Annotated in this window: 13 protein-coding genes; 5 read left to right on the top strand and 8 right to left on the bottom strand. The window is 70.9% G+C overall.

What is annotated here, in order from left to right:
• Positions 1 to 355: 355 nt before the first annotated feature.
• Entirely contained in the window at positions 356 to 910 is a 555-nt protein-coding gene (locus tag ACFTQE_RS05580; RefSeq protein ID WP_376924125.1) for a hypothetical protein, read from the top strand.
• Positions 911 to 968: 58 nt separating this feature from the next.
• On the opposite strand, the gene ACFTQE_RS05575 is transcribed toward ACFTQE_RS05580, so the two are convergent.
• From ACFTQE_RS05575 to ACFTQE_RS05560, 4 genes are all read right to left on the bottom strand, one after another.
• Positions 969 to 1472, bottom strand: a complete 504-nt coding sequence (locus ACFTQE_RS05575; protein ID WP_376924124.1) for a hypothetical protein — start codon at positions 1470 to 1472, stop codon at positions 969 to 971.
• Positions 1469 to 2101 (bottom strand): RNA polymerase sigma factor, encoded by a 633-nt coding sequence (locus ACFTQE_RS05570; protein ID WP_376924123.1) that lies wholly within the window; start codon positions 2099 to 2101, stop codon positions 1469 to 1471. The genes ACFTQE_RS05575 and ACFTQE_RS05570 overlap by 4 nt, the downstream gene beginning before the upstream one ends.
• 195 nt (positions 2102 to 2296) lie before the next feature.
• Positions 2297 to 2707 (bottom strand): VOC family protein, encoded by a 411-nt coding sequence (locus ACFTQE_RS05565; protein WP_376924122.1) that lies wholly within the window; start codon positions 2705 to 2707, stop codon positions 2297 to 2299.
• A 10-nt stretch (positions 2708 to 2717) separates the two neighbouring features.
• A complete protein-coding gene (locus ACFTQE_RS05560) occupies positions 2718 to 3158 on the bottom strand; it encodes a helix-turn-helix transcriptional regulator (protein ID WP_376924121.1) in 441 nt (146 codons plus the stop codon).
• A gap of 71 nt (positions 3159 to 3229) precedes the next feature.
• Between ACFTQE_RS05560 and ACFTQE_RS05555 the strand changes: the two genes are divergently transcribed.
• Entirely contained in the window at positions 3230 to 3733 is a 504-nt protein-coding gene (locus tag ACFTQE_RS05555) for a GNAT family N-acetyltransferase (RefSeq protein ID WP_074260047.1), read from the top strand.
• Between the two features lie 57 nt (positions 3734 to 3790).
• Here ACFTQE_RS05555 and ACFTQE_RS05550 read toward each other — a convergent pair whose 3' ends face one another.
• Positions 3791 to 4372: an NUDIX hydrolase family protein gene (locus ACFTQE_RS05550; protein WP_056653116.1), complete on the bottom strand. Its 582-nt coding sequence runs from the start codon at positions 4370 to 4372 to the stop codon at positions 3791 to 3793.
• A 36-nt stretch (positions 4373 to 4408) separates the two neighbouring features.
• Here ACFTQE_RS05550 and ACFTQE_RS05545 point away from each other — a divergent pair, with 36 nt between their 5' ends.
• Positions 4409 to 5047 (top strand): alpha/beta hydrolase, encoded by a 639-nt coding sequence (locus tag ACFTQE_RS05545; RefSeq protein WP_376924120.1) that lies wholly within the window; start codon positions 4409 to 4411, stop codon positions 5045 to 5047.
• A gap of 16 nt (positions 5048 to 5063) precedes the next feature.
• On the opposite strand, the gene ACFTQE_RS05540 is transcribed toward ACFTQE_RS05545, so the two are convergent.
• Entirely contained in the window at positions 5064 to 5444 is a 381-nt protein-coding gene (locus tag ACFTQE_RS05540) for a DUF5997 family protein (RefSeq protein WP_376924128.1), read from the bottom strand.
• 133 nt (positions 5445 to 5577) lie between these two features.
• Between ACFTQE_RS05540 and ACFTQE_RS05535 the strand changes: the two genes are divergently transcribed.
• Both ACFTQE_RS05535 and ACFTQE_RS05530 read left to right on the top strand, forming a co-directional pair.
• Entirely contained in the window at positions 5578 to 6297 is a 720-nt protein-coding gene (locus ACFTQE_RS05535) for a LysR family substrate-binding domain-containing protein (protein WP_376924119.1), read from the top strand.
• Positions 6294 to 7043, top strand: coding sequence for a glutamine amidotransferase (locus ACFTQE_RS05530; protein ID WP_376924118.1), 750 nt, complete (start codon positions 6294 to 6296; stop codon positions 7041 to 7043). The genes ACFTQE_RS05535 and ACFTQE_RS05530 overlap by 4 nt, the downstream gene beginning before the upstream one ends.
• An 80-nt stretch (positions 7044 to 7123) precedes the next feature.
• Here ACFTQE_RS05530 and ACFTQE_RS05525 read toward each other — a convergent pair whose 3' ends face one another.
• Together ACFTQE_RS05525 and ACFTQE_RS05520 are read right to left on the bottom strand one after the other, a co-directional pair.
• The gene (locus ACFTQE_RS05525; protein ID WP_056011036.1) at positions 7124 to 7399 is read right to left on the bottom strand and encodes a GlsB/YeaQ/YmgE family stress response membrane protein; all 276 of its coding nucleotides are present in this window, start codon (positions 7397 to 7399) and stop codon (positions 7124 to 7126) included.
• Positions 7400 to 7548: 149 nt separating this feature from the next.
• Positions 7549 to 13398, bottom strand: a complete 5850-nt coding sequence (locus ACFTQE_RS05520) for a GH92 family glycosyl hydrolase (protein ID WP_376924117.1) — start codon at positions 13396 to 13398, stop codon at positions 7549 to 7551.
• Positions 13399 to 13588 lie beyond the last annotated feature (190 nt).

Genomic DNA, 13588 nt, shown 5'->3' with positions numbered 1-13588 from the left:
GACGAGCTCTCGCTCGTCGGGGCCGTTCGCGTTCGCGCCGCCATCCCGGCGATGCCGGCCAGAGTCCCCCGACGGGCCGGCACCGGCGACATGGCGGCGCGAACCTCAGATGCTCGACAACATCGCCCTCCCGATGTCGCCGCCGACCGTGAGCGCGATGAGGATCGCCGCCGCCATGGCTCCGGCGATCATCGTGGTCGTCAGCATCGTCATCCGTTGCATCCTCAGCCCCCTTCGCTCATACGGGTATGTCCGCCTCGCAGGAGCCGGTTCCATCGGATTCGAGGGAACTCGACGGCCGGTGGCGGACATATCCGTGCAGGCCGCCGCCCGGGCGCCATGAAGAGGAGACCCGATGCCTCGCATCACCGTCATCAGCGCCGCGCTCGCGGCCGTATTGTTCGCCGGTCTGGGAGCGGCCTCGCCCGCTGCCGCGGCCGAGACGCTCGACACCGGCTCGAAGGCCGCCGCCGCCGAGCACTGCGCCGTCGAGGTGCAGGCCGTCGGCAAGCGAACCGCGCCGCCCACCCCCGTGTGCTTCAGCGAGCCCGAGGGGGTCGAGCGGTACCTCGACGCGATCGGCACCGCCGATGCGTCAGGGCGCGCGGTCGCCGCAGCCTCGACGTCGCTCGGCACCGTCTACTCCGACAGCAACGGCGGCGGCTCCAGCCTCACGTTCTGGGGGTCGAGCGGATGCTACGGCGTCGTGTTCGGCTTCTCGAGCATGCCCTCGGGCTGGAGCAACAACGTCAGTTCGGCCGGCGGCTCGCACGGGTGCTGGGTGACCCTCTACGGCACGACCGGGTACGGCGGGTCGCGCTTGAACTGCACGCCGTGGTGCGGCGGCATCGGCGGCCTCAACGACCAGGTGAAGTCGATCGTGTTCCGCCCGACCGGCACCTTCGGCTAGTCGGCGACGCTCGGCCAACGGGCGAGTCGGCGACGCTCGGCGAGTCGGCGACGCTCGGCTAGTCGGCGAGGGGGGCGAGTCCGAGCGCTGCGCAGATCGACGCGTTCGACGACGGCACCACGGCCGCGCTCCCGTCGGCCATGACGCAGGCCTGCAGCTCGTCGGGCACACGGCCCGGCGGGTTGCTCGCCGACGTCGGGTCGAACGACTCGTCGAGCACGCCCTGCTCCCACATGAGCGTGCAGAGTCCGACCGCGTCGGCGACGCGACCCGCGCCGCTCGGCGAGGCGATCGTCGCCGACGAGCCGGGGTAGCCTCCGTCGGCACCCCGCTCGGCCTCCGTCATGCAGAGCACCGTCTCCGTGTTCGACACGGCCGTCGGCTGCAGCAGCACCGCACCCGCGGTCGCCGCGACGCCGAGCGCGAGCACGCCGAGGCCGCTCCACCCGAGCACCCGGTGCCGGCGGCGCTTCGCCTGCACGACCGGCTCGGTGCGTGCGTGCTCGACGAGCATCGCGCGGATCGCGGCATCCCGCTCGGGGTGCATCTCGGGCGGGGTCATCGCGTCACCTCCGTGTCGAGTCCGGTGCTCGCGGCCGTCGGCGTCGCCGGTGCCCGGGACTCGCCGGGCTCACGGAGCGAACCGAGCTCGGCCTGGAGTTTCGCACGCGCCCTCGAGAGCCGGGACTTCACGGTGCCGACCGGCAGGTCGAGCACGCTCGCCACGGCGGCCATCGGCAGTTGGTCGACGAGGCAGAGATCGACGATGCGACGGTCGCTCGCGCCGAGTCGTTGCAGTGCGGCGGTGATCTGCTGCGACATCCGCTCGCTGTCGAGACGGTCGCCGACCTCGGTGCTCGGGTCGACCGCATGCTCGGCGGCCGGCAGCTTCGCGAGCAGGCGCCGATAGCGCCGCCCCGAGCGCTCGCTGTTGAGCGAGACGTTCGTGGTCACGACGAGAAGCCAGGGCAGGAGCGAGCCGTCGACGAAACGCACGTCGCCACGGCGACGCCAGGCCTCGAGGAAGACCACGGCGACGATGTCCTCGGCATCGGTGCGATCGCGCACGCGCGAATAGGCCTTGCGGAAGATGCGTGCGCGATAGCGGTCGTAGACGACGCCGAACGACGCTGCGGTGCCCGAGGTGGCCTCGAGCCACAGCACCGCGTCGGATCGGGCGTCGTCAACCATGGTCGGGCCAGCCTAACCGGGCTTCGTCGGGCCACCGCGCACCTCACGTCGCGCACGCGGAGACCCGGGTCTCGCGATGCATGGCCGTCTCCCATTCGGTGCTCCCCCTCTGCGGCCGGTCAAGCAGGACCGTCTCACTCAGGGGAATGTCCGGATGGCGCCGCCGGGTTCCGCCGACCCGCCCTCGGGGCCCCGTCAGGAAGCTGCGACCTGCGAGATGCGCACCGTGTTGCCCGAAGGGTCGCGGAAGGCGCAGTCGCGCGGCCCCCACGCCTGGTCGATCGGCTCCTGGAGCACCTCGGCGCCCGAAGCGCTCACGGTCTCGAAGAGCGCGTCGACGTCGTCGGAGCGGAACACGAGCATCGGCAGCACGCCCTTCGCCAGGAGTTCCTGCATCGCGTCGCCGTCGGCCTGCGAGCGGCCGGCGTGCGGGTCGGAGAGCACGATGCCGAGGCCCGGCTGTGCGGCGCTGCCGAGCGTGACCCAGCGTTGGCTGCCGGATCCCACGTCGTTCTGCACCTCGAGGCCGAGCGCGTCGCGGTAGAAGCCGAGTGCTTCGTCGACATCGTTGACGGTGACGTTGGTGTACTGGAGTGCGATGGTCATGTCAGCGACGCTACGCCGCGGCGTCACCGCTCGCTTCTCCGTTCCTGCTCGAAGCGTTGCGCACCGGGCGGGTGTACGTCTTCGCGACGCACGCGGGCATGGCATTGACGGCCTCGTGCTCGCGGCTGCGGTACGACGTCGGCGTCTCCCCGACGATCTCCGTGAACCGGGAGCTGAATGAACCGAGCGAGGTACAACCGACGGCCATGCACGCGTCGGTGACGCTGGCGCCCGCTCGCAGCAGCGCCATCGCGCGTTCGATGCGGCGCGTCATCAGGTAGCTGTACGGCGTCTCGCCGTAGGCGGCGCGGAACCGGCGTGAGAAGTGCGCCGGCGACATGAGCGCCCGCGCGGCCATGGTCGGCACGTCGAGCGGCCTGGCGTACTCACGATCGATCAGGTCGCGAGCGCGGCGCAGATGAACGAAGTTCTCGAGCTCCTGCGGAGTCATGCTGCCACGGTATCACCGGGGCATCCGTCGCTCGATTTCGCGCGATGCGCGTGCTGGCTTATCCTCAGGGCATGAGCACCGAAGTCGTTGCCGAAGTCGTCGTCCGCCCCATCCGGGACTCCGATGTGGAGGCCCTGGGCCGCGTTCACGCGACCTGCTGGCACGAGACCTACGACCACCTGATCAGCGCCGCGGCGTTCGAGCACCTCTCGCCCCGCCGCATGGCCGAGCTCTGGACCCACATGGCCGCTCGCGGCGAGGAGTACAACCAGTTCGCCGCCCTCGTCGACGGCGAGATCGTCGGCTTCGTCGGCTCCGGCCCCGCTCGTGACGAGAATCCGCCGCGTGAGCGCGAGCTCTACTTCATCTACCTGCTCGACGCCTACCACGGCACCGGCATCGGCCAGAAGCTCTTCGATGCCGCCTGCGGCGACCGACCCGGCTACCTCTGGGTCGCTGAAGACAACCCGCGTGCCCACCGGTTCTACGCCCGCAACGGCTTCACGCCCGACGGCGCAGCACAGGACGTGCCGTTCCTCGGCGAGGAGATCCACGAGGTGCGTCTGGTCCGCTGAGGCCCGGGCGCAGCCGAGCGCGTCTCGACCGGGAGCAGCTCCGCTCCCGGCGGCGCCTCAGCGCAGGGCGCCGACCGAGGCGAGCGCCTGCTTGACGAGCGTGCCCCGCCCGCCCTCCATCTCGGCGGCGACGCTGGGACTGACCGCCTCGGCCGGGGTCATCCAGGTCACCTCGAGCGCGTCCTGCCGCGGCTCGCACGTTCCGGTGACCGGCACGACGAAGGCGAGCGACACGGCGTGCTGCCGTTCGTCGCTGAACGGCGTGATGCCGGGCATCGGGAAATATTCGGCGACGCTGAACGGCACCGAGCTCGCGGGCAGCAGCGGGAACGCCATAGGTCCGAGGTCCTTCTCGAGGTGGCGGAACAAGGCGTCGCGGATCGTCTCGCCGTACATGACGCGGCCCGACACGAGCGTGCGGGTCATCTCGCCCACGGCGTTCGCCCGCAGCAGCACGCCCACCTCGGTCACCTGCCCGAGCCCGTCGACGCGCACCGGGACCGCCTCGACGTAGAGCAGCGGCAGCCGGCCCCGTACTTCGGCGAGCTCGAGGTCGGTCAGCCACCCCGGATTCGCCGGCGGCCTGACGACGGGTTCGTCGTCGGGGTTCCAGTCCGGGTCGGGGGTGCGTACGCTCATGCCTCGATTCTGCCCCACACCGCTAGCGTTGACCCCATGACGAGCGTGCAGATCGATGACGAGGCGGTGCTGTGGTCGGCCTCCGCGGCCGATCGGGCGGGCCGTCCGCTCCTCCTGCTCCTGCACGGCTACAACTCGAACGAGGGCGATCTGTTCGGCCTCGCGCCCTATCTGCCGCTCTCGCCGGCGGTCGCGTCGCTGCGCGCACCGACCTTCACCGGATACGGGCACGCCTGGTTCCCGCTCATGAACGAGGGCGTCGAGTTCTCGATCGAGGGAGCGGATGCCGCGGTCACCGCGATCATCGAGTGGCTGGACCGGGTCGCGCCCGATGCCGACTCGGTGGGCCTCCTCGGCTTCTCGCAAGGCGGCGCGATGGCGCTCGAGCTCCTGCGGCGAGCCCCCGAGCGGTTCACGTTCGCCGTGAGCCTCGCCGGGTTCGCGCTGCCGGGCGACCGCGCGGGCGACGAGCGGATGTCGCAGCTGCTGCCGCCCGTCTTCTGGGGCCGCGGCACGGTCGACCAGGTGATCCCCGAGGCATCCGTGGCCCGCACGCAGGCCTGGCTGCCCGCGCACTCATCGCTCGACGAACGCATCTACGAGGGACTCGGCCACTCGGTGTCCGAGCTCGAGCTCGCCGACGCCGCGGCGTTCCTCGCCGCGCGCTACGCCTGACGCGGAGCGGGCCGGATCAGACTCCCGAGCCGCCGCTGCGACGAGCGGCGCGCTCCTTGTCGCGCTCGGAGACGCGGATCTTCTCGGCGCGCACGGCCGCCTGCGTCGCGCGCTCGGTGACGAGCCAGGCCGGGGGCGCCTCGAGCAGCGCCTTGATCTCGGCCGAGGTGAGCGGCTCGGTCACGCCGCCACGGGCGAGACCGGAGTTCGAGACGCCGAGCTTCGCCGCCACGACGGTGCGCGGGTGCGGGCCCTCGCGGCGCAGCACCTCGAGCCACTCGGGCGGCTCCGCCATGAGCTTCGCGAGCTCGTCGCGGGTGATGGGCGCCTCGCGGAACTCCTCGGGCGCGGCCTCGAGGAGGATGCCGAGCTTCTTGGCTGCGGTCTCCGCCTTCATGGTCTGGGAGTTCTTCGACTGGCTCACTCCCTCACCGTATCCCGTCTCGGCCCGTCCTCCCACCGGGAGCCCCATCGACCATCGTCTACGCTGGGAGCAGGCTGAACACGGCTGCAGGGGAACGGGGGCCGAGGTGACACTGCGACTCCGCTACGTCGCCGGGGTGAGCCCGTCGAAATGGCTTCGGGTGTGGAACGATCTGCGCCCCGACCTGCCCCTCGAGGCGATCGTCGTCGACGAGTCCGAGCAGACCGACGCCCTCGTCGCGGGCGACGCCGACATCGCCTTCGTGCGCCTGCCCGTCGACGCAGAGGGCATGCACGCCGTCGCGCTCTGGGAGGAGCTCGCCGTCGTCGTGCTGCCGAAGGAGCATCCGCTCGCCGAGGCCGAGTCGCTGACGCTCGCCGACCTCGAGGGCGAGACGCTCGCCCCGGTGCAGGCCGACCCGGCCATGACGATCGAACTCGTCGCCGTCGGCACCGGGCACGCGATCCTGCCGCACTCGGTCGCCCGCCTGCACCGACGCAAGGACGTCGTCGCGATCCCGGTGACGGATGCCGCTCCGACCCAGATCTCGCTCCTCTGGCCGCGCGAACGCGACGACGCCGACATCCAGCAGTTCGTCGCCGTCGTGCGCGGCCGCGGCGCCAAGAGCTCGCGCGGTTCGGCCGACGACCCGCCCCCGATGAAACCCGCGAAGGCGGCGAAGCTCGCCGCTGCCGAGCGACGGGCCGCGGCGGCGAAATCGGGCGACGGCAAGGGCAAGGGCAAGAAGGGCGGCGCGAAGGGCGGGCGCCCCGCCCCGCGCACGGGAGCGGGAGCGAAGCAGCGCAGCCGCAGGAGAGGTCGATGAGCGGCAAGCCCTTCCTCTTCCTCTCTGCACGCCCCGAGGTCGAGGCCGTCGGGCCCGAGTACGAGTCCGTGCGACGCGCCATGGGCGTCGACGCCGGCCGGCTCGAGCACGTGCGGCTCGATGTCGACCCGCTCGGCGACGTCTCGCTCGACGCGTACGCCGGCATCGTCGTCGGCGGCAGCCCGTTCAACGTGACCACTCCCGAGTCGGGCAAGCACGAGGTGCAGCGCCGGGTCGAGGCCGACCTCACGCGCCTCGCCGAACAGGCGGTCGCCGCCGACTCCCCGCTCCTCTTCACCTGCTACGGCATCGGCGTGCTCACCCGGCTGCTCGGCGGCGAGGTCGGCACGACCTACGGCGAGGACGCCCAGGCGGTCGAGATCCGGCTCACCGCAGACGGCTCGACCGACCCCCTCGTCGGGGCGCTGCCCGAACGGTTCGACGCGCTCGTCGGGCACAAGGAGGCCACCGACCGGCTGCCGGTCGATGCCGTGCTGCTCGCGTCGTCCGCAGGGTGCCCCGTGCAGATCTACCGCGTGGGCACCCGCGTCTACGCGACCCAGTTCCACCCCGAGGTGTCGACGAGCGACTTCATCGCTCGCGCCCAGGTGTACCGCCACCACGGCTACTTCCCCGCGAGCGAACTGCGCGAGGTCGGCGAGCGGCTGGCCGCGGCATCCGTCACCGAACCGCAGCGGATGCTCCGGCGCTTCGCCGAACTCGCGGACTCCGATCCTCGCGGCTGACGCACGACCGAGCCGCGTGTCGGCCGAGGGCGACGGCGTCGCACCCGGCCGGCACGCGGCGGTCGATCGTGCTCGACGAGCTATGCGGCCGTGCTCTTGCTGCGCCCCCGGGTGATGAGCCCCCAGATGAGCAGCACGATGATCGATCCGGCGATGGCGAGGAGCCACGTGCCGAGGTCCCAGAACTGGTCCATGCCGATGCCGAAGATGGCACTGCCGATCCACCCTCCGAGGAGGGCACCGACGACACCGAGCAACAGCGTGACGAACCATCCGCCGCCCTGGTTGCCCGGCAGGATCAGCTTGGCGATCGCCCCGGCGATGAGGCCGAGGATCAGAAACGCGAGGAAACTCATGGTGTGCTCCTTCGTTCGATAGGTCAACGAAACCACCGCGAATCGGCCGGTGCAAGCCCCTTGCCCCGCGTGGCGCCGATGCGATACCGCCCTCGGCACGGCCTGCAGGGTCGTGATCTCGTCGAGATCACGACCCCGCATGACCGCCGCTACGCCTGCGAGCGGCGACGTCGACGCAGCACGAGCAGCACGCCCGCCGCGGCGGAGAGCACCGCGACGAGGGCCGCGACCGCCATCGCGCCGCCGTTGACGCCGGTGTTCGAGAGGCTCGCGATGACCGAGGGATCGGTCGGTCCGCCCACGCCCGAACTGCCGTCACCGGGAACCGAGGGCGGCAGCACCTCGAAGGCGAACTCCGCCGGCACGGCCGAGGTCTCACCGGTGACCACGATGCGGTGCTCGCCGACCGGCAGGCCGTCGGGGACGGTGAACTCGAACTGGAGCGCGCCGAGTCGATCGACCTCGACGGTGCCGAGCGCGATCGGGTCGGAGTGGAGCTCGACCGTCACCGTCTCGCCCGGTGCGAAGCCCTCGCCCGTGAGGGTGACCACGTCGCCGGGCCGGCCGGTCGTCGCGTTCGAGTGGAGCACCGGGGTGTAGACCGGTTCGATGACCGGCGGCAGCACCTGCACCGTGTCGGTCGCCGGCATCGCCGACTCCGCTCCCGTCGCGACGATCGCGTACAGGCCCGGTTCGGTGCCCTCCGGCACGGCGAGCGTCTCCGAGACCCGTCCGTCGCCATCGGCGTCGACGGTGCGCTCGACGACCGTCGGCGTCTGCAGCACGATCGTCACGGACTCGCCGGGGGCGAACCCGTCACCCTCCACCGCGACGTCCTCGCCCGCGAGGACGCCGCCTTCGGGCGTCGCCGACAGGCGCGTCTCGTAGACGGGCTCGGGCTCGTCGACGGTCGCCGTGAGCTCGAGGTGCTCGGTGCGTGCACCGGTCGCGACCGTGACCGACACGGTGTACGTGCCCGCCGTCTCGTAGACGTGGCTGCCGGATGCCAGCACCTCGTCGCCGTCGCCGTCGGCGAGGGCCGCGTCCTCGGTCGTCGAGGCGTCACCCCACTGCACTCGCACGATCGGGGCGGCAGCGGCGGCATCGGCCGGGACGATCGAGGCGAGGTCGACCGCGAGCTCCTCGCCCGCGATGCCCGTCACGTCCGCTCCGACCGTCGCCTCGAAGTCGAGGCTCGGCGGGGTGGCGCCGTCGCTCGCGATCGCGAACACGTGCACGCGGCCCTCGACGCCGGGTTCACCGGGCTGCACGGGCATCGTGATGCTCTCGATCGACTTGCCCTCGGGGATCGTGTACGGCACGGTCGAGAAGAAGAACGACGCCGTGTTGCTCGGCGACGCGCCCACGAGCCGGTAGCTCGACTTCACGACCTCGATGTTGCCGTACAGCGGAGTGGCGTTCGCGTTGCCGCCCTTCGTCCAGTCCGAGAACTGCAGCGGCGTGGTCGCGGTGCTGCCGTCGGTGAAGTTCACGGTGACGCTCGTGTCCTGGTTCCGCTCGGTCGCGGCGCCGATGAACGAGAGCTGCGTGGCGTCGTCGCCGAGGTCGAGCGCGATCGTCTGGCCGCGGCCGGTGGCGTTGTCGGGCTGGCCCGCCGGGATCACCGGCAGCGTGAAGCGCAGCTCGGTGCCGGGCACGCCGTGCTCGACGCCGGCCTCGAGCCCGCCGGCCTTCAGGCCGGCGCGGGGGAACGAGATGCCCTTGGCATCGCAGTCGCCGCCGACGCCGTCGTCGGCGATGCAGGTGCTGTCGAAGGCGGCCCGGAGGCTCAGCGGCTCGATGTAGGCGACCGTGAAGACCACGGGCGCCGTCGAGATCGCGTCGCCGTCGGTGACGGTCACCGCACCGCGGTAGACACCGGGCTTCGCGAAGGCGTGCGTCGCCGAGACCGGGAAGTTCCCGACCTTCGGTGCGCCGATCGCGGCGGGGCCGGGCTCGCTGCCATCGCCCCAGTCGATCGTCGCCGCGTACGCTTCCGCCGATCCGCCCGACAGGATGCCGAGCGCGAAGTCGCGCTCGACGCCCGAGTCGGCGGCCAGGCCTGCGGCCGGGCTGAACGTGAGGTCGGATGCCTCGGCGCCCGTGCCGTCGGTGAGCAGCTCGAGCTCGCTCAGCGAGATCGTCGGAGCGCCCGCCGTGACCGAGAGCCGGAACTGCCGGTACGAGCCGGGGTTCGCCACCTTGAAGGGCGTCGTCTGGCCTCGGCCCGCGAACACGACATCTGTTCGGGTGTCGACGGTGGCCCAGGTCACTCCGTCGTCGCTGCCCTCGAGCGTCCACGCCGACGGGTCGCCCGCCGCGGCGCCCGTGGTGAGCGTGTAGAACGTCGGCCGCTGCGTGGCACCCGCGTACGAGAAGGTCAGCTGCGGTGTCGGCGTGGCGAAGGTGACGACGGAGGACGAGGTGTTGTCGACGAGCGCGGCGACGTTCTCTCCGCCCGAGCTCGAAGCGGCCGCGATCACCGGGTCGGTCGTGTCGACGAGCGGCTGCGCGATTCCGGTGCCGGTCGTGAGCGACGGCGGTGCGTCGTCCGCGTCCGTCCCCCAGGCGGAGGGCTCCGCCCCCATCACGAAGTCGAGGGTCGCGCCGTCGGTGAGCACGTTCGAGTCGATCGAGGTGCTCGTCCAGGGCTCGCCGTCGATCGTCAGCGACTGCACGTAGACGTTCTCGGAACTGTTGTTCTGCGCGTTGATCACGAGGTCGGCGCCGCCGTCGAGGTGCACGGTCGCCTTGTCGAAGAGGGGCGAGCCGATCACGAGATCGGTCGACCCGACCTGGAGCGGGTAGAGCCCGAGCGAGTTCAGGATGTACCAGGCGCTCATCTCGCCGTTGTCCTCATCGCCCGCGTATCCCTGACCGATCGAGGAGCCCGCGTACGAACGCTGCAGTGCCTCGCGCACGATCTGCTGCGCCTTCGCCGGGGCGCCCGCCGCGTTGTACATGAACGGGATGTGGTGGCTCACCTGGTTGCTGACGCCCCACTGGCCGTAGCGCCCGTCGCGCGCCTCGGCCTCCTCGTGGATCGAGCCGAGCGAGGTCTCGGGCGTCGCGAAGAACTCGTCGAGCTTCTGCTCGAGGCCGTCGGTGCCGCCGTAGAGGTTCGCGAGGCCGTTCGGGTCCTGCGGCGCGTGGAACGCGAAGTTCCAGCCGTTCGTCTCCGTGTAGGGGCCCCACCACGCCTTCGGGTTGTACTGGTCGGCCGGCGTCGCGAACGAGCCGTCGGTGTTGCGGGCCTGGAAGAAGCCGATCGCGGGGTCGAACATGTTGACGTAGTTCGTGGCCCGGTCGAGGTAGTACTCGGCCTCTTCACGGAGGGTGGCGCGGCGGGCCTCGGGGGTCTCCGGCGCCTCGGCGAGCGCGGCGGCCATGTTGCCGATGCCGTAGTCGTTGATGTATCCCTCGGTGGCCCAGGAGACGCTCTCGCCCTGCGTGGCCGGCGTGTAGCCGAGGAAGGTCGACGTCCGCAGGCTCTTGCGCCCGACGTTGTCGTTGCTCGACGGGGTCGACGCGTTCTTCACCGCGGCGTCGTAGGTCGCGAGCGCGTCGGTGAGGTCGACGTCTCGGAGGAACGCATCGGCGAACGAGACATCCGAACTCGTGCCGGTCATGATGTTGGCGTACCCGGGCGAGGACCAGCGTGCGATCCAGCCGCCCTCGCGGTACTGCTCCGTGAATCCGTCGATGAGCTCGGCGGCCACGTCGGGGTAGAGGAGCGAGTAGGCGGGCCACGTCGTGCGGTAGGTGTCCCAGAAGCCGTTGTTGACGTACATCTTGCCCGCGACGATCTTCGCGGCCGTCGTCGTCGGGGTGTCGGTTCCGGTCTCGGCGGAGACGGGGCTCGCGTACTTGTAGACGGGCGACTCGAGCGTGCCCGTGTTCTCGAACTGGGCGTTCGGGTACACGTTCAGGCGGTAGAGGTTGCTGTAGAGGGATCGGAGTTCGGTCTCCGACGCGCCCTCGACCTCGATGACGTCGAGACGGTCGTTCCAGAGGTCTCGCGCCTCGGCGCGGACGGCGTCGAACGATCGGTCTCCGACCTCCTGGTCGAAGTTCTTCCCGGCCTGGTCGAGGCTGATGAGCGACGTCGCGAGACGCAGGGTGACGGTCTTGTCGTCGCCGAGGGCGAAGCGCGCGTACTCGGTGAGCGAGCGTCCGCCCGCGGCGGTGCCCGTCGCGGCGGGGGTCTCATCGAAGCGACCCGACACGAACATCCGGCTCTGGCCGGCGAGGAAGCCCGACCCCTTGTCGATCCAGCCGGAGACCCGGCCCGTCGCGGCGTCGATCGTGAAGTCGCCGTCGCCCGTGGGCGAATCGAGCACCACGCTGCCCGCGGCATCCGAGTCGCGGAAGGTGAAGCGCATGACCATGCCGCGGTTCGTCGGGGTCATCTCGGCCCGCACCCCGCTGTCGGTCGTCACGCCGTAGTAGTCGGGCTGCGCGGTCTCGTTGTCGTGGCTGAAGGTCAGGGCACGCGTGTGCGGATTGCCGCTCGGAGCGCCGGACCCCGCGACCGGCATGGCCGAGAACTGGTTGCGGTCACCCATCCATGGGCTCGGCTGGTGCGAGATGCCGAGGCCTTCGAAGCGCGTGCGGTTCTGCGCGTCGTTGTCCTGCTGGTAGGAGTACTCGCGAGAGGTCGCGAGGGCGTTCGTCACCGGGACGAGGAAGTTGAAGCCGTTCGGCACGGAGGTGATGGCCTCGTTCGAGCCGCGCGAGAATGCGCTCGACGAGTTCGTGCCGCGTCGCGTGTCGACGAAGTTCGTGAGGCTGGAGTCGTCGATCCGCGCGGGCTGGGCGACCACGGAGACGTCGTCGAGCCAGCCCTGGAACGCCGTCGCGTCGGCGCCGCCGGGGTTGTCGTAGGAGACGAGGATGCCCTCGATCGTCTTGCCGGCGGCCACGGGGCCGAGGTCGATCTCGACGTGGTTCCACTGGTTCGGGTAGAGGATCTTGCCGGCGCCCTGGCCCTCGGCCGTCGCGGAGATGTCGTAGACGTCGCGCGGTGCCAGGTCGGAGAGGAAGCTGCCGTCGGTGAATCGGAGGTCGACGGCCGAATACGTCGACGGGTACTGCAGGTCGTTCGCCGTGAGCTCGGGGAAGAGCAGGTACGAGAGGCGCGTGTCGGCGCCGACCGGGATGTCGACGTCGAACAGTCGGTTGGTGGCGAAGGCCTCGCCGTCGGCGGAGTGCTCGCCGCCGAATCGGAGCGAGTGGGTTCCCGTGAACCCGACCCTGGCCTTCATGTTGTAGCCGCGGGAGGGGCCCGAGCCGACGAGCGAGGTCATCGGCGCGTCCCCGGCCTCGGGGTCGACCGCCTTCAGCAGGTCGAAGTCCGCGAGCTGGATGATGCCGCCGGAGTGGTTCGCCTGGATCTCGAGCCGGTAGCGCGAGTAGGAGGCCGCGCCGGCCAGCTCGAAGGTCTTCTTCGTGCCCCGCTCGGCCGCCGTCCAGTCCTGGTTCGAGCGCGTGTCGATCGTCGTCCACGTGGTGCCGTCGTTGGAGCCCTGCACGATCCAGTTCTTCGGGTCGCGCTCGGGGGCGTCGTCGCCCGAGCTGATGGTGTACGACGCGAGCTGCACCGACTGCGAGAGGTCGTAGCGGAGCCATGCCGTCGACGAGAAGACCAGCCACTTGGTGCCCGAGTCGCCGTCGGCGGCGCGGATGGCCGCTTCTCCGGGGGCGTTCTCGCCGCTCGCGGTCACGGTCGTGACCGAGGGGAGCACGCTGCCGCCCGACGGCCCTTCCACGTTCTGCTGGATGGCGGCGCCGTCGCGCTCCTCCACGAGGTCGGCGTAGGGCTTCACCGTCTCGTCGGACTCGAACGACGTCGTGAAGTCGGTCGCCTCGGCGGCGTTCGCGGCCGAGGCGATGCCGAGCGGCAGCAGGCTGCCGGCGACGAGCGCGACCCCGGCGAGCGCGGCGACCGGGCGGCTGCGTCGCGCAGTGCTGGAGGGACGGTGGGAGGGGTGCACGGACATGCGGGCCTTTCGACGGTGAACGGCGAGAGCGACACAGCTCTGCATCGGCGACGACCGATGCCGAACGCGACGCTACTGGGCTGCGTCGCGTATGTCAACGATGACATATCGCACTCCGACACACGATGGCCGGAATCACAGCGAATCAGACCCGAGCGCTGCCCCGCAGTGCCGCGAAGTGGGTGAGAAT

Source organism: Agromyces sp. NPDC056965 (genome assembly GCF_042673425.1).
Taxonomy (GTDB): Bacteria; Actinomycetota; Actinomycetes; order Actinomycetales; family Microbacteriaceae; genus Agromyces.
The sequence above is the reverse complement of the archived record's forward strand: the minus strand, read 5'-3'. Positions and strand labels throughout refer to the sequence as shown.

What these genes read in the sequence shown, in the direction of transcription:
- ACFTQE_RS05520 (WP_376924117.1), bottom strand. Translation starts at nt 13,398, where the DNA reads ATGTCCGTGCACCCCTCCCACCGTCCCTCCAGCACTGCGCGACGCAGC.
- ACFTQE_RS05565 (WP_376924122.1), bottom strand. Translation starts at nt 2,707, where the DNA reads ATGACCATCGCACTCCAGTACACCAACGTCACCGTCAACGATGTCGAC.
- ACFTQE_RS05575 (WP_376924124.1), bottom strand. Translation starts at nt 1,472, where the DNA reads ATGACCCCGCCCGAGATGCACCCCGAGCGGGATGCCGCGATCCGCGCG.
- ACFTQE_RS05545 (WP_376924120.1), top strand. Translation starts at nt 4,409, where the DNA reads ATGACGAGCGTGCAGATCGATGACGAGGCGGTGCTGTGGTCGGCCTCC.
- ACFTQE_RS05555 (WP_074260047.1), top strand. Translation starts at nt 3,230, where the DNA reads ATGAGCACCGAAGTCGTTGCCGAAGTCGTCGTCCGCCCCATCCGGGAC.
- ACFTQE_RS05560 (WP_376924121.1), bottom strand. Translation starts at nt 3,158, where the DNA reads ATGACTCCGCAGGAGCTCGAGAACTTCGTTCATCTGCGCCGCGCTCGC.
- ACFTQE_RS05530 (WP_376924118.1), top strand. Translation starts at nt 6,294, where the DNA reads ATGAGCGGCAAGCCCTTCCTCTTCCTCTCTGCACGCCCCGAGGTCGAG.
- ACFTQE_RS05550 (WP_056653116.1), bottom strand. Translation starts at nt 4,372, where the DNA reads ATGAGCGTACGCACCCCCGACCCGGACTGGAACCCCGACGACGAACCC.
- ACFTQE_RS05570 (WP_376924123.1), bottom strand. Translation starts at nt 2,101, where the DNA reads ATGGTTGACGACGCCCGATCCGACGCGGTGCTGTGGCTCGAGGCCACC.
- ACFTQE_RS05540 (WP_376924128.1), bottom strand. Translation starts at nt 5,444, where the DNA reads ATGAAGGCGGAGACCGCAGCCAAGAAGCTCGGCATCCTCCTCGAGGCC.
- ACFTQE_RS05580 (WP_376924125.1), top strand. Translation starts at nt 356, where the DNA reads ATGCCTCGCATCACCGTCATCAGCGCCGCGCTCGCGGCCGTATTGTTC.
- ACFTQE_RS05525 (WP_056011036.1), bottom strand. Translation starts at nt 7,399, where the DNA reads ATGAGTTTCCTCGCGTTTCTGATCCTCGGCCTCATCGCCGGGGCGATC.